Origin of the sequence: Sphaerotilus uruguayifluvii (assembly GCF_013294065.1) — a bacterium.
Taxonomy (GTDB): domain Bacteria; phylum Pseudomonadota; class Gammaproteobacteria; order Burkholderiales; family Burkholderiaceae_C; genus Sphaerotilus; species Sphaerotilus uruguayifluvii.
The window spans coordinates 47,479-64,510 of the sequence record NZ_JABSNM010000020.1; the positions used below are offsets into that span (position 1 = coordinate 47,479).

Consider the following 17,032-nt stretch of genomic DNA (forward strand, 5'->3'; position numbering starts at 1 on the left):
CATCCGACCGGTCGGACTCCCGGCGGACTGCGGATCGAACCCCCTGTGCACGGCGCATGGATCTGAAAGAATGGCCGATCCTGCGCTGCGCCATCCGGTCACACATCTATTCCATCCAGTACCACGACATGCTCAAGCCCCTGCGCCTGCTCATCTGGCTCGGCCTGGTCCTGGCGACGACCTGCGCCGTGATCGTGATGATCGGACGCATGAGCCCCGACGAGCCCGCATCGCCATCGCGCCAGCTGCGGGTGGGCTATGCGATCGAGGCGCCCTACGCCTTCCGTGACATCGGCGGCGGCCTGCACGGGGAGTCGGTCGACGTGCTGCGTGCCGCGCTGCGTCGGCTCGGCCGGCCCGAGCCGATCTGGATCCATGCCGAGTTCCCGACGCTGCTCCACGAGCTGCGCATGGGGCGCATCGACGTGATCGCCGCCGGGCTGTTCGTCACGCCGGCGCGCGCCGCGCAGGTGGCCTTCACCCGGCCGACCGCGGCGGTGCAGCCGGCGCTGCTGGTCGGCCTGGGCAATCCGGAGCAGCTGCACGCGCTGCAGGACCTGGTGGTGCGCCCCCGGCTGCGGCTGGCGGTCATCGACCGCTCGGTCGAGGCGGGCCAGGCGCTCGAGGCCGGGATGCCCGACGAGCGGCTGCTGCGTCTGCCGGATGCGGCCGGCGGGCTGGACGCGGTGCGCAGCGGCCGGGCTGCCGCCTTCATGCTGTCGGCCCCGGCGCTGCAGTGGGCGCTGGCGCAGCCCGGCACGCCGGCCGGCGAGCTGGCCCGCCCCTTCTCGCCGCCGACCGGCAGCTCGCTCGGTCTGCCGGCGCTGGCGATGCGCCGGGGCGACCCGCTGCGCGACCAGATCGACCAGGTGCTGGCCACCTATGTCGGCAGCCAGGAGCACCTGGAGCTGGTGCGCCAGTACGGCTTCCGCGAAAGCGAGATCGCGCCGGTGCGTGGCACTCATCCTCCGGGCGACCCGGCGACCAACGCCGAGGCAGAGCGGTGACCCGGCCGGCCTCGCTGCCGTCCCGCATGGTGCCGGCCATCGCGCTGTTCGGCATCCTGTGCCTGCTGCTGCTGGGCTGGACGACCCGGCTGTGGCACGAGACGCTGGGCGACGCCCTGGTGCCGATGCGCACCGTGGACCAGATGCGGCTGCACCTGACCCGCGCGCAGCTGCAGGCCGAGCGGCTGCGCCAGGCCGCCGATCCGACCGACTTCACCCGCATCGACGCCGAGCTCGAGAACGCCCGCCAGGACAGCCTCTCGCTGGTCGAGCAGATCGAGCGCATCGTCGACGACGAGCATGCGCAGCGCATGCGCCACATCGCGCGCCAGTTCGCCGACACGATCGACTCGGCGCGCGCGGCGATGCGCGCGCGGCTGGAACACGGCGACGAGGCGCCGGTGCTGGAGCTGCGCCGGCTGCAGGCCGGCATCGACGCGTCGGTCATGGAGATGGAAGAGATCATCGAGATGCGCCGCCATGACCGGATGCGCCACCAGGCGCGCCTGGGCATGCTGACCGCCGCGCTGATCGGCGTGGGCGTGTTCTCGCTGCTGCTGCTGCAGCACCACCAGGGCCTGCAGCGCCAGCGCCTGATCGACGAGCTGTCGCTGCGCGAGCGCCACATGCGCGCCTTCGCCGACGCGGTGCCGGACGTCTCCTTCGTGCTGGCGGCCGACGGCACCTACATCGAGGCCTTCGGCCGCGAGGACCGGCTGGTCGCGCCAGCCCGCGAGCTCGTCGGCCAGCGCTTCCAGGACCACCTGCCGCCCGCCGCGGCCGCCCGCATCGAGGCGATCCTGCGCCGGGCGCTCAGCACCGGCGAGATCAGCCAGACCGAATACATGCTGACGATCGCCGACCAGCCGGCCTGGTTCGAGGCGCGCGCCCATGCGCTGCCGGGCGAGCAGGACCGGGTGGTGCTGATCAGCTGGGAGATCTCCGAGCGCAAGCGCAGCGAGGAACGCGTCGCCACGCTGGGCCGGCTCTACAGCTTTCTCGGCCAGATCAACCAGGCCATCGTCTGGACCGGCACGCCCGCCGATCTGTACCAGCGCATCTGCGATGTGGCGCTCAGCCACGGCAGCTTCCAGCTCGCCTGGGTCGCGGAGGCCGAGGCCGGCAGCACGCAGGCTCTCGTGCCGGTGGCCAGCAGCCGCACGAGCAGCCCGGTGCCGACCGGCCACCTGCCCGAGCGCATCGCGCTCGACACGCTGCACCACCATGTGGTGGCGCAGGCCTGGCGCAGCGCCGAGCTGCGCTGGGACACGCCGGGCAGCGCCGCGCTCAGCCACGCGGTCGCCATTCCGGTGACCTGCCAGGGCCGCATGCATGCGGTGCTGGTGCTGGTGCGCGAGCGGCTGATGCCCGACGACGCCGAGGAGCGCATGCTCTTCCACGAGATCGGCTCGGACCTGTCGTACGCGCTGACGCAGTTCCGCCGCCAGCAGGACTGGCAGCGCGCGCAGGAGCGGGTGCGCCTGCACGCGGCCGCGCTCGAGAGCACGCAGGACGGCGTCATCGTCTCGGACCTGCACGGGCACATCGTCTCGGTCAACCGCGCCTTCACCGCGATCACCGGCCATGACGGCCAGGCCTGGACCGGGCGCACGCTGACCGGCCTGGGCGCGCAGGCCGGCACGCTCGAGCACATTCTCGAGCAGGTGCTGCAGGACGGCAGCTGGGCCGGCGAGATCCGCAGCCGCCACCGCGACGGCCACGGCCAGGTGCTGTGGACCTCGGTGGCCACGGTGCGCGACGACACCGGGCTGCCGACCCATCTGGTCACCGTCTTCACCGACATCAGCGCGCAGAAGGCGGCCGAGGAGCAGCTGCACCGCCTCGCTCATGTCGACGCGCTGACGCAGCTGCCCAACCGCCGCATGGTGCTGTCGCGCCTGGAGCATGCGCTGGCGGCCGCCCGGCGCCAGAAGCACCGCGTCGGCGTGCTGTTCATCGACCTGGACAATTTCAAGACCGTCAACGACAGCCTCGGCCACAACGTCGGCGACGCGCTGCTGCGCGAGGTCGCCGCGCGGCTGGCGCAGCGCACGCGCCGCCAGGACACGCTCGGCCGGCTCGGCGGCGACGAGTTCATCCTCGTGCTGGAGACGCTGCGCGACCAGGAGGACGCGGCCGCGGTGGCGCGCGAGCTGCTGCAGCTGCTGACCCGCCCCTTCGAGATCGAGGGCAGCGAGGTCTGGGTGCAGGCCAGCATCGGCATCAGCCTCTACCCGGAGGACGGCGGCGAGGTCGAGGAGCTGCTGCGCGACGCCGACGCGGCGATGTACCAGGCCAAGCGCGCCGGCCGCGGCACCTTCCGCTACTACACCGAGGCGCTGACGCAGGCCGCGCAGCAGCGGCTGCAGCTCGACGGCCGGCTGCGCCGCGCGCTCGAGCGCGGCGAGTTCGCGCTCTTCTACCAGCCGCTGTACCGGCTGGCCGACCGGCAGCTGCTCGGCCTGGAGGTGCTGGTGCGGCTGGACCAGCCGGGGCTGCCGCCGGTCGGCCCGGCCGAGTTCATCCCGCTGCTCGAGGACAACGGCCTGATCTGCGAGCTCGGCGCCTGGGTGATGCGCCAGGCCTGCCTGCAGGCGCGCGCCTGGCTGGACGAGGGGCTGGACTGCGGCCGCATCGCGGTCAACGTCTCGTCGGTGGAGCTGCTGCGCGACCCCTCGATCGAGCGCATCCGCCACGCGCTCGACGAGGCCGGCCTGCCCGCCTCGCGCCTGGAGATCGAGATCACCGAGTCCGGCCTGATGCAGGCCGGCAGCCCGGCCGAGGAGGTGCTGCACCGGCTGCGCGCGATGGGCGTGCGGCTGGCGATCGACGACTTCGGCACCGGCTATTCCTCGCTGGCCTACCTGAAGCGCCTGCCGGTGGGCAAGCTGAAGATCGACCGCAGCTTCGTCGCCGACCTGGGCGACGAAGCCTGCCACGGCAGCGCGCTGGTGGGCACGATGGTGGCGATGGGCCGCGGCCTGGACCTGGCGGTGCTGGCCGAGGGCATCGAGACCGAGGAGCAGCTTCGCCGGCTCGTCGCGCTCGGCTGCGAGGCCGGCCAGGGCTACCTGTTCGGCCGGCCGGCCCCGGCGCCGCTGGCGCGGCAATGGCTGCCGCCGCTGCAGCACGCGCCGGCGCAGGGGGCGCTCGCCTCGGTCTGGCCGGACATCTGAGACACCGGCCACGCCGGCGGCCTCGGCGTCGATGACCCCTGCCCCGGAAGGCCCCGGGCGCCTCCTACAATGCGTCGGTGAACAGCACCGCCCTCCTCAACGCCGACCTGCACTGCCACTCGACCGTCTCCGACGGCACGCTCAGTCCCGAGGCGCTGGCCGCCCGGGCCGCCGCCAACGGCGTCGAGCTCTGGGCGCTGACCGACCATGACGAGATCGGCGGCATCGCCCGCGCCCGCGCCGCCGCCCACGCCGCGGGCATGGCCTTCCTCAGCGGCGTGGAGGTCTCGGTCACCTTCGCCGGCGAGACGGTGCACATCGTCGGCCTGGGCTTCGACGAGAACGACCCCGGACTGCGCCACGGCCTGGAGTCGACCCGCGGCGGCCGCGAGGGCCGCGCGCGCGAGATGGCCGCCGAGCTGGCCAAGGTCGGCATCCACGGCGCCTTCGAGGGCGCGCTCAAGTATGTCGGCAACCCGGACCTGATCTCGCGCACCCACTTCGCGCGCTACATCGTCGAGGTCGGCGCCTGCAGCGACACCGCCGAGGTCTTCCGCAAGTACCTGGCCGACGGCAAGCCCGGCTTCGTGCCGCACCGCTGGGCCTCGCTGGGCGACGCGGTGCGCTGGATCCGGGACGCCGGCGGCGTCGCGGTCATCGCGCATCCGGGCCGCTACCACCGCTTCGACGCCACCAAGGAATACGCGCTGTTCTGCGAGTTCCGCGATCACGGCGGCCGGGGCGTCGAGGTGGTCACCGGCAGCCACACCGCCGCCGAGTACGGCAAGTACGCCGACATGGCGATCGAGTTCGGCCTGGCGGCCTCGCGCGGCAGCGACTTCCACTCGCCGGCCGAGAGCCGCACCGACCTGGGCCGGCTGCCCATCCTGCCCGGCCAGCTCACGCCGGTCTGGTCGCTGCTGCAGGAGCGCATCGAGCCGCCGCCGGCAGCACGCGCGGCCGCCTGAAGTTCCGGCGCGGCGCGAAGTCCCTGCGCGAATGGCGGACAATGCCGCCACCATGGCCCAGTTCTTCGAAGTCCACCCCGACAACCCGCAGCCCCGGCTGCTGCGCCAGGCCGCGGCGATCCTGTCGGCCGGCGGCATCGCGGCGATCCCGACCGATTCCAGCTACGCCCTGGTCTGCCACCTCGACGACAAGGCCGCGGTCGACGCGCTGCGCCGCGTGCGCGGCGTCGATGACCGGCACCACCTGACGCTGCTGTGCCGCGACCTGTCCGAGCTGGCCAGCTACGCGCGCGTCGACAACCGCCAGTACCGGCTGCTCAAGAGCGCCACGCCCGGGCCCTACACCTTCATTCTCGAGGCGACCAAGGAGGTGCCGCGGCGCGTCTCGCATCCGTCGCGGCGCACCATCGGCCTGCGCGTGCCCGAGCATGGCGTGGCCCAGGAGCTGCTCAGCCTGCTCGGCCAGCCGCTGCTGGGCACGACGCTGATCCCGCCCGGCGAGAGCGATCCGCTCAACGACGCCGAAGAGATCCGCGAGCGCTTCGAGCGCCAGATCCAGGCCATCGTCGCCGCCGGCCCCTGCCCGGCCGAGCCGACCACCGTGATCGACCTGAGCGGCGGCGAGCCGGTGGTGGTACGCGCCGGCCGCGGCGACCTGGCCGCCATCGGCCTGGCCTGAGCGCGGCAAGAACCGCAAGAACCGCAAGAGCAGCACGATGGCGAAGAAGACCGCCCACGTCAGCGAGACGCCCGCCACCCAGTGGCTGCGGGCGCACCGCGTCGAGTTCACCGAGCACCCCTACGACTATGTCGACCACGGCGGCACCGCCGAGTCCTCGCGCCAGCTCGGCGTCGACGAGCACGCGGTGGTCAAGACGCTGGTGATGCAGGACCAGGACGCCAAGCCGCTGATCATCCTGATGCACGGCGACCGCCAGGTCAGCACCAAGAACCTCGCGCGCCAGATCGGCGCGAAGAAGGTCGAGCCGTGCAAGCCCGAGGTCGCGCAGCGCCACAGCGGCTACCTGGTCGGCGGCACCTCGCCCTTCGGGCTGCGCAAGGCCATGCCGGTCCATGTGGAGTCGAGCATCCTCGCGCTGGAGCGCATCTGGATCAACGGCGGGCGCCGCGGCTTCCTGGTCGGCCTGACGCCGACGGTGCTGACCGAGGTGCTGGGCGCCCGGCCGGTGCAGGCCGCCGATCCCGCCTCGGCCGGCTGAAGCCGCGCGCTTACACTGGCGGGCTGTTCCCTCGAACGACACGCATCCGTTCCCGCACACCATGACCACGCTCTGGATCGCGGCGGCCTTCGTCGCCGCCTACCTCATCGGCTCCCTCTCGTTCGCCGTCATCGTCAGCCGCGCGATGGGCCTGGACGACCCGCGCAGCTACGGCTCGGGCAATCCCGGCGCGACCAACGTGCTGCGCTCGGGCAGCAAGAAGGCGGCGGTGCTGACGCTGCTGCTCGACGCGGTCAAGGGCCTGATCCCGGTGCTGCTGGTGCGCCTGTTCGGCGAGCGCGCCGGCCTGGGCGAAGGCAGCGCGATGCTGGTCGGCCTCGGGGCCTTCCTCGGCCACCTGTGGCCGGTGTTCTTCCGCTTCCAGGGCGGCAAGGGCGTGGCGACCGCCGCCGGCGTTCTGCTCGGCTTCGAGCCGCTGCTCGGCCTGGGCGTGCTGGCGCTCTGGATCCTGGTGGCCAAGACGACGAAGTACTCCTCGCTGGCCGCGCTGATCGCCGCCGGCAGCGCGCCGCTGCTGCACGCGATCTTCTGGGGCGGCTCGTCGGCGACGCTGGCGATCTTCGTGATGTCGCTGCTGCTGATCTGGCGCCACGGCAGCAACATCGCCAAGCTGATCAACGGCACCGAGAGCCGCATCGGCCAGAAGGCCCGGCCCGCCGCGGCCGGCACGCCCCCCGCCGGTGCGGCACCGGCCGCCGCGCCGAGCGCGCCGGCCAATCGCGCCGAACGCCGCCGCAGCGCCCGCCAGGCCCGGCGCAAGACGCACTGAACCGCATCCGCACGCACCCTTCACCGGATTCCCGAGAGATGACGACCTCCCCCGCCCCGCTGCAGCGCTTCGACGTCGGCCCGCGCCTGTCGGAAATGGCCATCCACAACGGCACGATCTGGCTGGCCGGCCAGGTGCCCGACGACGCCACCCAGGACATCCGCGGCCAGACCGCGCAGGTGCTGGCGATGATCGACCGCCTGCTCGAGCGCGCCGGCTCCGACAGGACCCGGCTGCTGATGGTGCAGATCTATCTGGCCGACCTGGCCGACTTCGACGGCATGAACGCGGTCTGGGACGCCTGGGTGCCGGCCGGCCACACGCCGCCGCGCGCGACCGTGCAGGCCCGGCTGGCGCGGCCCGACTGGCGCATCGAGATCGTCGCCACCGCCGCGGTGGCCTGAATCCGGCCGCTGCCGCCCGCCCCCGCGACGATGCACGCCGAGCCACGCCCGAGCCTCTGGACCCGCGCCCGCCACAGCGGCCTGATCGCCGCGCTGGTCATCGGCGTGGCCGCCTGGGGCGCCGGCCGGCTGCTGCAGCAGCACGAGCGCGACAGCCACGCCGAGACGCTGCGCCAGCTCGTCCGGCCCGGCGACCTGAAGCTGATCTCCTCGACCAGCTGCCTGTTCTGCACCCGCGCGCGCCAGTACCTGACCGAGCAGCGCATTCCCTTCGAGGAATGCTTCATCGAGCGCGACAGCGCCTGCCTGGCCGAGTACCGCACCCGCGGCGCCGCCGGCACGCCGACGGTGCTGGTGCGCGGCCAAGCGCGGCTGGGCTTCGACCCGGGCCAGGTGGCCGAAGCGCTGGCGGCAGCGCGCTGACGCTCGTGGGCCCCCGCCTGCGCGGGGGTGACGGGCAGCAGTTATGCCGTCATTCCCGCGAAGGCGGGAACCTACGTGTCACCACGGCCGCCGCCCTGCGTGCCCCCCCGCCTGCGCGGGGGTGACGGTGGCGGCAGGCTCGCTCGTCGGCGTCAGACTGCCGGATCCCAGTGGCGGCGCCGCAGCGCGTCGATGCGCTCGAGCAGTTCGGGCGCGAGCGCCACGTTCCATGCCGCGACGTTCTCCTCGAGCTGCGCCACGCTGGTCACGCCGATGATGGTGCTGGCGACCGACCCGCGCCGGTAGCAGAAGGCCAGCGCCAGCTCGGTCGGCGTCAGGCCGTGCTCGCGCGCCAGCGCGTTGTAGGCGCGCGCAGCCTCCAGCGCCTCGGGCCGGGCCCAGCGCTGCTTCTTCATGCTGGCGAACAGCGCCAGCCGGCCCGGCTGCCGCGCCGGATCGTGCAGGCCGACCTCGTCGTACTTGCCGGTCAGCAGCCCGAAACCCAGCGGCGAGTAGGCCAGCAGCGAGACCTGGTGCTGGTGCATCGCCTCGTCCAGGCCGTTGTCGGGCACGCGGTTGACCAGGCAGTAGGCGTTCTGCACCGTCGCCACCCGCGCCAGACCGTGCCGCTCGGCCAGATGGACGAACTCGCACACGCCGTAGGGCGTCTCGTTCGACAGGCCGATCGCGCGCACCTTGCCCTCGCGCACCAGCCGGTCGAGCGCGCGCAGCTGCACCTCGATCGGGGTGACCTGCGCCTGGGCGGCGCGCGCCGGGTCGAAGTAGGTGGCGCCGAACATCGGCACCGGCCGGGTCGGCCAGTGCAGCTGGTACAGGTCGATCGTCTCGACGCCCAGGCGGCGCAGGCTGCCCTCGCAGGCCGCGACGATGTCGTCGGCGCTCAGGTCGGCGCTGCCGCCGCGGATCCAGTCCATGCCGCGCGACGGGCCCGCCACCTTGGTGGCGATCGTCAGCTTCTCGCGCACGCCCGGCCGCGCCGCCAGCCAGCGGCCCAGGATGATCTCGGTGGCGTTGAAGGTCTCGCGCCGCGGCGGCACCGCGTACATCTCGGCGGTGTCGATGAAGTCGATGCCCAGCTCGAGCGCGCGGTCCAGGATGCGGAAGGCGCCGGCCTCGTCGACCTGCTCGCCGAAGGTCATCGTGCCCAGGCAGACGGGCGAGACGCGCAGATCGCTGCGACCGAGGGAAACGGATTGCATCGGGAGGACTCCTGCAGGAAGGACACCGATCTTAGGCGACACCGCCGCACGCCGCTTCAGCCCACCACGCTGCGCACGAAGCGGGTGCAGACCTCGCCCGGGTTCTCGTAGGCGTAGGCGCGGGCGCTGTCGTAGATCGCGTGCGTTCCGGCCTCCAGGCGCAGCGTCTCGTCGTCGAAGCGCAGCAGCAGGCAGCCGGCGGTGACGACGATCATCTCGTGCCAGCCGGGCGGGTCGGGCTCGGCGCGGTAGATCTCGCCCGGGCCGAGCGTCCAGGACCACAGCTCGGCGACGCTGCGCGCCGGCGCGCTGCCCAGCAGCACCGCGCGGCTCTCGGCATGGGCGCCGCGCCAGGCCAGTGCATCGACCCGCTGGCGCACCGCCCCAGGCGCCGCCACCAGCGTGACGAAGTCGGTGCCCAGCGCCCGCGCCAGCCGGTCCAGCCCGGCCAGGCTGAGGTTGGCCTCGCCCGCCTCCAGCCCGACGATGGTGCGCCGGCTCAGACCGGCGGCCGCGGCCAGCGCCGCCTGGCTCAGCCCGGCGGCCGCACGCAGCCGGCGCAGATTGGCCCCGACATGCGCCAGCACCGGCACCTCGCCGGCCTCGGCCTCGGGTTGACTGCGCAATATTTTGCTCATACGCTCGGACGCTTTTGGAATGCGCAGCATTCTGCGCATTTTTCATCCCGCCGTCTGTTCCTGTCGCCCATGTCTGCCCCGCCCCCCTCCGACGCGCGCCGCACCCTGCGCACCGATCTGCTGATGATCCTGACCGCCGCCATCTGGGGCTCGACCTTCGTCGCGCAGCAGATGGGCATGGACACGGTCGGCCCCTTCACCTACACCGCCTCGCGCATGCTGCTGGGCGCACTGCTGGTGGCGCCGCTGTGGTTCTGGCGCGGCGGGCCGTTCGCGGCGATGCCGGTGGTCGAGAGCCGCGGCTGCATCGGCGCGGGCGTGCTGCTCGGGCTGGTGCTGTTCATCGCGATCAACCTGCAGCAGGTCGGGCTGCTGGGCACCTCGGTCAGCAATGCCGGCTTCATCACCGGGCTGTACGTCGTGCTGGTGCCGGTGCTGATGCGCCTGGGCGGCGCGAGCGTGTCGGCGCAGGTCTGGGGAGCGGTGGCCCTGTCGGCCGCCGGCCTGTATTTCCTCAGCGTCAAGCCCGACGCCTCGATCGCTGCCGGCGACTGGCTGCAGCTCGGCGGCGCGATGCTGTGGGCGGTGCATGTGCTGCTGGTCGGACACCTGGCGCGCCGGCATGATCCGCTGCGGCTGTCGGTGCTGCAGTACCTGGTGGCGGGCGCGCTGTCGTGGGTGGCGGCGCTGGTGCGCGAGCCGGTCAGCCTCGACGGCATCCTGCAGGCCGGCGGCGCCATCGCCTGGGGCGGCATCCTGTCGATCGGCGTGGCCTACACGCTGCAGGTGATCGCGCAGCGCGACGCCAAGGCCTCGCACGCCGCCATCATCTACAGCAGCGAGGGCGTGTTCTCGGCGATCGGCGGCTGGCTGGTGCTGGGCGAGAGCATCGGGCTGCGCGGCTGGAGCGGCGCCGGCCTGCTGCTGGCGGCGATGCTGCTGGCGCAGTGGCAGCACGAGCCGCAGGCACAGGACAAGCCTGTCGCGGCTTCCCCCTGAGCTTCACCCGGATCAAGGACGCCTCGGGGCGACACGGCACAATCGCCCCCCATCATGTCCGCCACCTTTCCCCACCCTGACGCGCTGCAGCGCGCCGACAGCCCCCTGGCCGCCTCCCGCCTGCGCGAGCAGGGCTTCGTGCGGCTGTCGGCCGCCGCGCTGGCCGAGATCGCCGGCACCCCTCCCGAGGCGCTGCACGCGCTCGACGCCTGCTGGCGCGACCTGCCCCCCGACGAGCACCTGAAGGACGGCGGCCGCTACCGCCGCCGTCGCCACGGCAGCCTGGTGCAGGACACCCGCGCCGGCCGGCTCGAGACGGTGCCACACCGCCCGCACTGGCAGCCGACCACCTACAACGCGCTGCACGGCGGCATGCTGCGCGACTTCGCGCCGCTGGACGACGCGATGGCCGCCTCGCCCGCCTTCCTGGCGCTGGTGGCGCGGCTCGGCGAGGTCTTCGCCGCTGCCGCGCACGACACGTCCACCGAGCCGGCCTTCGACGGCCGCTGGTTCATCGAGGCCCATCCCTTCCGCATCGACACCACCGGCGGCGTCGGCCGGCCGACGCCGGAGGGCGCGCACCGCGACGGCGTCAACTTCGTCGCCGTGCTGCTGGTCGACCGCCACGGCGTGCGCGGCGGCGAGACCCGCGTCTTCGAGGCCGAGGGGCCGCACGGCGTGCGCTTCACGCTCGACGAGCCCTGGAGCGCGCTGCTGCTCGACGATCCGCGGGTCGTTCACGAGAGCACGCCGATCCAGCCTGACGGCGATCGCGGCTGGCGCGACACGCTGGTGCTGACCTACCGCGCCGGCGGCTTCCAGGACCCGCCCTCGGCCTGAGGGCCGGCGTCGGCGCTCCCGGCGTCGGCATCGAGCACGCGCAGCAGCGCGATCTTGTCGTGCACGCCGAGCTTGCGGTAGACCTGCTGCAGCTGGCTGCGCACCGTGTCGGGCGCCACGCCCATCGCCCGGGCGATGACCTTGTAGGACTCGCCCGCGGCATAGCGGCGCGCCACCTCGGCCTCGCGCGCGCCGAGCCGCGCCAGGCAGGATGATGGCGCCGGCCGGCCGGCGGTCCCGGCCTGCGCCAGCCGTGTCGCCAGCCGGTGCGCCTGGCGCCAGAAGGGCAGCGCCTGCGCCAGCGCGAGCTGCTCGCGCATGCCCAGCGGCCGGCCCGCCTCGGCGCGGTAGAGCGTCAGCCAGACCAGATCGTCGCCGTCGCCCTCCTCCAGGCCGCCGAGCATCAGCTGGGCGATGTCGTACTGCGCCAGATAGTCGCGCAGGTCGGCATGGCCGGCGGACCGGTACAGGCCGAGCGGCCCGCCGACCGCGCCGCCGCGCACCGGCCGCGGCGCGGCGACGAAGGCCGCCGTCAGCGGATCGGCCGCCGCCACCGCCGCATAGTCGCTCAGCAGCCCGTCCGGACGCTGGTGCACCACCGCATGCCGGATCCGCATCGCGCCGCCCTCGCGCCGGCCCCAGCCCCAGACCGCGCCGTCGCAGTCCAGCGCCTCGGCCAGCAGGCGCAGCGCCTGGCGCTCGAAGCGCGGCAGCGGCTCGTCGCCGGCGCAGTCGAACAGCGCCAGCAGCGGCAGCTCCGACCGGTCGGCTCGAGCCGCCAGCGCGGGAGCTAGCACGGGAGCGAGCCCGGACGGGCCCGTGGGGAGCGATGAATGATGCATCTGCGTGATGGATCGACGGATCGCGACGCCCGATCATCGCCGACACCCGAGGAGGAGACACCCGATGCGAACCCGAACCCCGATCGCGCTGGCGGCCGCCACCGCGCTGGCCGCGCTGGGCACCAGCGGCTGTGGCAGCCTGTCCGACGAGGACGAGATCAACACCCGCCCGAGCTGGCTGGGCAGCGTCAGCGCCGCCTCCTACGACGGCAGCAGCGACGACCTGCTGACCGCCGGCCTGGGCAGGACCGGCCTGGGCTCGGCCACCGCGCCGACCTTCGCGACGCCGACCGCCCCGACCGCGGCCGAACTGCGCCGCCTGGCCATCCACACCAACTACCGCGCGCTGGCCGACATGACGGCCAACGGCGGCTACGGCCGGCTCTACGGCCCCAACATCGACCTGGCCGGCAACGACACGCTCGGCGAGGGCCGGATCGCCGGCATCGAGTACCGCGCGCTGATGGACGACGGCTCCGGGCGCGACAACGTCGGCGTGATGGTGCAGGTGCCGGCGAGCTTCAATCCGGACGCGCCGTGCATCGTCGCGGCGCCCTCGAGCGGCTCGCGCGGCATCTACGGCGCGATCGGCACCACCGGCGAATGGGGCCTGAAGCGCGGCTGCGCGGTCGCCTACACCGACAAGGGCACCGGCAGCGGCGCGCACGAGCTCTCCACCGACACCGTCACGAAGCTCGACGGCACGACTGCCGCCGCCTCGGCCGCCGGCAGTGCCGCGCATTTCAATGCCGGACTGAGCGCCGCGGAGCGCGCGGCCATCAACACCCTCCGGCCGAACCGCTACGCCTTCAAGCACGCGCACTCGCAGCGCAACCCGGAGAAGGACTGGGGCCTGTGGACGCTGCGCTCGATCCAGACCGCCTTCTGGCTGCTCAACGAGACCTACGCCGGACTCGACGCCAAGGATCGGCGCAAGGTGCGGCTGCGCCCGGACAACACGCTGGTGATCGCCGCCAGCGTCTCCAACGGCGGCGGCGCGGTGCTGGCCGCGGCCGAGCAGGACAGCGGCGGCCTGATCGACGGCATCGTCGCCACCGAGCCGCAGGTCAGCCTGCCGGCCCATGCCGGCATCGCGGTGCGCCGCGGCGGCATGGCGGTCAGCGCTTCCGGCCGGCCGCTCTACGACTACTTCACCACCGCCAACCTCTACCAGCCCTGCGCCGCGATCGCCGCGTCCAACGCCGCCAGCCCGTTCAACACCATCAACGCCACCCGTGCGGCCAACCGCTGCGCCAGCCTGAAAAGTGCCGGCCTGCTGAGCGCCGCCACCACCGCCGAGCAGGCCGAGGAGGCCCGGCAGAAGCTGCGCGACGCCGGCTGGGAGGCCGACAGCGACCTGCTGCACGCCTCGCACTGGGCGACCAACGCCACCGCCGGCGTCGCGGCGACCTATGCGCAGGCCTACAGCCGCGCGCGGGTCGACTCGGCGATCTGCAACTACTCCTTCGCGACGGTGGCCACCACCGGCATGCCGGCTGCGGCCACCACCAGCCCGATGACGAACATCTTCAGCATCGGCAACGGCGTGCCGCCGACCAGCTCGATCGCGCTGATCGCCGACAGCGCGCCCGGCGGCGCGATCAACTACCTGCTGGCCCGGTCCGCCTCGAGCAACACCGAGGATCTGGACTTCGACGGCGCCAGGTGCCTGCGCGACAAGCTGAGCGACGCCACGCTGGCCGCCGGCATCGACGAGGTGCGCCGCAGCGGCCGGCTTCAGGGCAAGCCGACGCTGATCGTGCACGGCCGCGCCGACACGCTGGTGCCGGTCAACCACAGCTCGCGGCCCTACTTCGGCCTGAGCCGCCAGGTCGACGGCAGCGCCAGCCGGCTGAGCTACATCGAGGTGACCCACGCGCAGCACTTCGACGCCTTCATCGGCCTGCTGGCCGGCTACGACACCCGCTTCGTGCCGCTGCATGTCTACAACCTGCAGGCGCTGAACTGGATGTGGGACCACCTGCGCTCGGGCAAGGCGCTGCCGCCCTCGCAGGTGGTGCGCACCACGCCGCGCGGCGGCGCCGCAGGCAGCGCGCCGGCGATCACCGCGGCCAATCTGCCCGCCATCAGCGCCAGCCCGGCCAGCGCCGACCAGATCGACTTCGCCGCCGGCACGGTCAGCGTGCCGGACTGATCAGGCGGCTCGCGGCGAGCGTCACCGGCCGGACACCCGGCCGGGGCGGCCAGCCCCTACAGTGGCGCGGATGCACACCTCCACCGCCACCGCACCCGCCCTGCCCTACGTCCCGCGCCGGCGCGCGCGTTCGCTGTTCGTGCCGCTGCGCGGGCTGCGCTGCCATGTGATGACCTGGGGCGAGCCCGCGCTGGCCACGCCCGAGCGGCCAACGCTGGTGCTGGTGCACGGCTGGATGGATGTCGGCGCCTCCTTCCAGTTCCTGGTCGATGCGCTCGAGGCCCGGGACGGCGCCGGCGCGGCGCGCTTCATCATCGCGCCCGACTGGCGCGGCTTCGGCCGCAGCGACAGCGCGCCCGGCGGCCAGCGCACCGACACCTTCTGGTTCCCGGACTACCTGGCCGACCTCGACGCGCTGCTGCGCGCGCCCGGCCTGGGGCTGGCGCACGAGCCGGTGGTCGATCTGGTCGGCCACAGCATGGGCGGCAACGTGGCGATGATGTATGCCGGCATCCGGCCCGGGCGCATCCGCCGCCTCGTCAACCTCGAGGGCTTCGGCCTGCCGCAGAGCCACCCGGCGCAGGCGCCGGGCCGCTACGCCCAGTGGCTCGACCAGCTGCGCGAACCCGCCACGCTGCGCGACTACGACAGCCTGGACGCGGTGGCCGCGCGGCTGAGGAAGAACAACCCGCGCCTGCGCGCCGACTTCGCCGACTGGCTGGCGCCGCACTGGTCGCGGCGCAACGAGGCCGGCCGCTTCGAGATCCTGGGCGACCCGGCGCACAAGCAGCTCAACCCGGTGCTCTACCGCAAGGAGGAGGCCGTGGCCTGCTGGTCCCGGATCACCGCGCCGGTGCTGTGGGTCGAGGGCCGCCAGACCGACGTGAGCAAGTGGTGGGGCGACCGCTACCCGCGCGAGGACTTCGAGGCGCGCCTGGCCGTCGTGCCGCAGCTCGCGCGCGCCACGCTCGACGACTGCGGCCACATGCTGCACCACGACCAGCCCGAGGCGCTGGCGGGGTGGATGGCGGGGCATCTGGGGGCGGCGGGCGCAGCCGCAGGGCCTGCGGTGGCCTGACGAGTGCATTTTCCATTTCTCGTCCGGATCGGGAGCGGACAGAGCGCGCGTGTTCTTCGCATGTGCCCGGGCCAAGGCCCCCGCCATGCCAAAATCGCCCTCTGTCACTGGACGAGAAGATCATGGACATCGAACAAATCAACGCCATCGGCGCCACCCTGGCCGACCTCAGCGAGCGCACCACCGCGCTAAGGGGGTATCTTTGACTACGACCAGAAAGCCCTGAAGCTGGCCGAGGTCAACGCCGCGCTGGAGAACCCCGAGGTCTGGAACGACCCGAAGCGCGCGCAGGAACTCGGCAAGGAAAAGCGCTCGCTGGAGACCGTCGTCGAGACCATCGACCACCTGACGACCCAGCTGGCCGACAACACCGAGCTCTACGAGATGACGAAGGAGGAGAACGACATCGACTCCCTCGCCACCATCGAGGCCGAGACCGCCACGCTGCGCGAGACCATCGAGAAGCTCGAGTTCCGCCGCATGTTCTCGAACCCGGCCGACCCGATGAACTGCTTCGTCGACATCCAGGCCGGCGCCGGCGGCACCGAGGCCTGCGACTGGGCGTCGATGCTGCTGCGCCAGTACCTGAAGTACTGCGAACGCAAGGGCTTCACCGCCACGGTCGAGGACGTGACCGAGGGCGACACCGCCGGCATCAAGAGCGCGACCATCAAGGTCGAGGGCGACTACGCCTTCGGCCACCTGCGCACCGAGACCGGCGTGCACCGTCTGGTGCGCAAGTCGCCGTTCGACTCCTCGGGCGGGCGCCACACCTCGTTCGCGTCGCTGTTCGTCTATCCCGAGATCGACGACTCGATCGAGATCGAGATCAATCCGTCCGACGTGCGCACCGACACCTTCCGCGCCTCCGGCGCGGGCGGCCAGCACATCAACAAGACCGACTCGGCGGTGCGCCTGACGCACATCCCGACCGGCATCGTCGTGCAGTGCCAGGACGGCCGCAGCCAGCACAGCAACCGGGACGTGGCGTGGAAGCGCCTGCGCTCGCGCCTGTACGACTTCGAGATGAAGAAGCGCCTGGCCGAGCAGCAGAAGCTGGAGGACACCAAGACCGACGTCGGCTGGGGCCACCAGATCCGCTCCTACGTGCTGGACAACAGCCGCATCAAGGACCTGCGCACCAACGTGGAAATCTCCGCGACGCAGAAGGTCCTCGACGGCGATCTCGACGCCTTCATCGAGGCGAGCCTGAAGCAGGGTCTCTGACCCCGCCGCCGGCCGTCGACCGCGCAGCAGTTCGCGCGCGCCCTC

General features: G+C 72.8%; 16 protein-coding genes. 13 read left to right on the forward strand and 3 right to left on the reverse strand.

The genetic code is table 11. The features are described 5' to 3' along the window. The first annotated feature begins 56 nt into the window (after positions 1-56). The 8 genes from HNQ01_RS18155 to HNQ01_RS18190 all read left to right on the forward strand — a co-directional run bounded on the left by HNQ01_RS18155 (position 57) and on the right by HNQ01_RS18190 (position 7,988). Positions 57-1,007 (forward strand): transporter substrate-binding domain-containing protein, encoded by a 951-nt coding sequence (locus HNQ01_RS18155; RefSeq protein ID WP_173806915.1) that lies wholly within the window; start codon positions 57-59, stop codon positions 1,005-1,007. Further along, positions 1,004-4,183, forward strand: a complete 3,180-nt coding sequence (locus HNQ01_RS18160; RefSeq protein ID WP_173806916.1) for a sensor domain-containing protein — start codon at positions 1,004-1,006, stop codon at positions 4,181-4,183. The genes HNQ01_RS18155 and HNQ01_RS18160 overlap by 4 nt, the downstream gene beginning before the upstream one ends. Before the next feature lie 77 nt (positions 4,184-4,260). Further along, on the forward strand, positions 4,261-5,151 hold the full coding sequence (locus HNQ01_RS18165) for a 3',5'-nucleoside bisphosphate phosphatase (protein WP_173806917.1): 891 nt from the start codon (positions 4,261-4,263) through the stop codon (positions 5,149-5,151). Positions 5,152-5,203: 52 nt separating this feature from the next. Then, on the forward strand, positions 5,204-5,830 hold the full coding sequence (locus tag HNQ01_RS18170) for an L-threonylcarbamoyladenylate synthase (protein ID WP_173806918.1): 627 nt from the start codon (positions 5,204-5,206) through the stop codon (positions 5,828-5,830). Between the two features lie 37 nt (positions 5,831-5,867). Further along, the gene (gene ybaK / locus HNQ01_RS18175) at positions 5,868-6,371 is read left to right on the forward strand and encodes a Cys-tRNA(Pro) deacylase (RefSeq protein ID WP_173806919.1); all 504 of its coding nucleotides are present in this window, start codon (positions 5,868-5,870) and stop codon (positions 6,369-6,371) included. A 61-nt stretch (positions 6,372-6,432) separates the two neighbouring features. Then, positions 6,433-7,161, forward strand: coding sequence for a glycerol-3-phosphate 1-O-acyltransferase PlsY (gene plsY, locus HNQ01_RS18180; RefSeq protein ID WP_173806920.1), 729 nt, complete (start codon positions 6,433-6,435; stop codon positions 7,159-7,161). A 38-nt stretch (positions 7,162-7,199) separates the two neighbouring features. Then, positions 7,200-7,565, forward strand: a complete 366-nt coding sequence (locus HNQ01_RS18185; protein WP_173806921.1) for a RidA family protein — start codon at positions 7,200-7,202, stop codon at positions 7,563-7,565. Positions 7,566-7,595: 30 nt separating this feature from the next. Continuing rightward, positions 7,596-7,988, forward strand: a complete 393-nt coding sequence (locus HNQ01_RS18190; protein WP_173806922.1) for a glutaredoxin family protein — start codon at positions 7,596-7,598, stop codon at positions 7,986-7,988. A gap of 152 nt (positions 7,989-8,140) precedes the next feature. On the opposite strand, the gene HNQ01_RS18195 is transcribed toward HNQ01_RS18190, so the two are convergent. Continuing rightward, positions 8,141-9,208, reverse strand: coding sequence for an aldo/keto reductase (locus HNQ01_RS18195; protein ID WP_173806923.1), 1,068 nt, complete (start codon positions 9,206-9,208; stop codon positions 8,141-8,143). Positions 9,209-9,264: 56 nt separating this feature from the next. After that, positions 9,265-9,834, reverse strand: coding sequence for a cupin domain-containing protein (locus tag HNQ01_RS18200; RefSeq protein WP_434801524.1), 570 nt, complete (start codon positions 9,832-9,834; stop codon positions 9,265-9,267). Between the two features lie 81 nt (positions 9,835-9,915). Here HNQ01_RS18200 and HNQ01_RS18205 point away from each other — a divergent pair, with 81 nt between their 5' ends. Next, complete coding sequence (locus tag HNQ01_RS18205) at positions 9,916-10,845, forward strand: DMT family transporter (RefSeq protein WP_173806925.1); 930 nt, start codon at positions 9,916-9,918, stop codon at positions 10,843-10,845. A 54-nt stretch (positions 10,846-10,899) separates the two neighbouring features. Beyond that, complete coding sequence (locus tag HNQ01_RS18210) at positions 10,900-11,685, forward strand: 2OG-Fe dioxygenase family protein (protein ID WP_173806926.1); 786 nt, start codon at positions 10,900-10,902, stop codon at positions 11,683-11,685. Here the strand turns inward: HNQ01_RS18210 and HNQ01_RS22635 are convergent. Beyond that, positions 11,646-12,482, reverse strand: coding sequence for a helix-turn-helix transcriptional regulator (locus tag HNQ01_RS22635; RefSeq protein WP_173806927.1), 837 nt, complete (start codon positions 12,480-12,482; stop codon positions 11,646-11,648). The two genes, HNQ01_RS18210 and HNQ01_RS22635, sit on opposite strands and share 40 nt — an antisense overlap. Before the next feature lie 109 nt (positions 12,483-12,591). Between HNQ01_RS22635 and HNQ01_RS18220 the strand changes: the two genes are divergently transcribed. The 3 genes from HNQ01_RS18220 (at position 12,592) to prfB (ending at position 16,987) form a co-directional block, all read left to right on the forward strand. After that, complete coding sequence (locus HNQ01_RS18220) at positions 12,592-14,682, forward strand: D-(-)-3-hydroxybutyrate oligomer hydrolase (protein WP_173806928.1); 2,091 nt, start codon at positions 12,592-12,594, stop codon at positions 14,680-14,682. A 70-nt stretch (positions 14,683-14,752) separates the two neighbouring features. Continuing rightward, positions 14,753-15,760: an alpha/beta fold hydrolase gene (locus HNQ01_RS18225; protein ID WP_173806929.1), complete on the forward strand. Its 1,008-nt coding sequence runs from the start codon at positions 14,753-14,755 to the stop codon at positions 15,758-15,760. A 122-nt stretch (positions 15,761-15,882) separates the two neighbouring features. Continuing rightward, positions 15,883-16,987 (forward strand): peptide chain release factor 2 gene (gene prfB, locus HNQ01_RS18230; protein ID WP_173806930.1). Its coding sequence is split into 2 segments (ribosomal slippage): positions 15,883-15,963 and positions 15,965-16,987, totalling 1,104 coding nucleotides; the frame shifts between segments, so codons are not numbered across the junction. Positions 16,988-17,032: the final 45 nt, after the last annotated feature.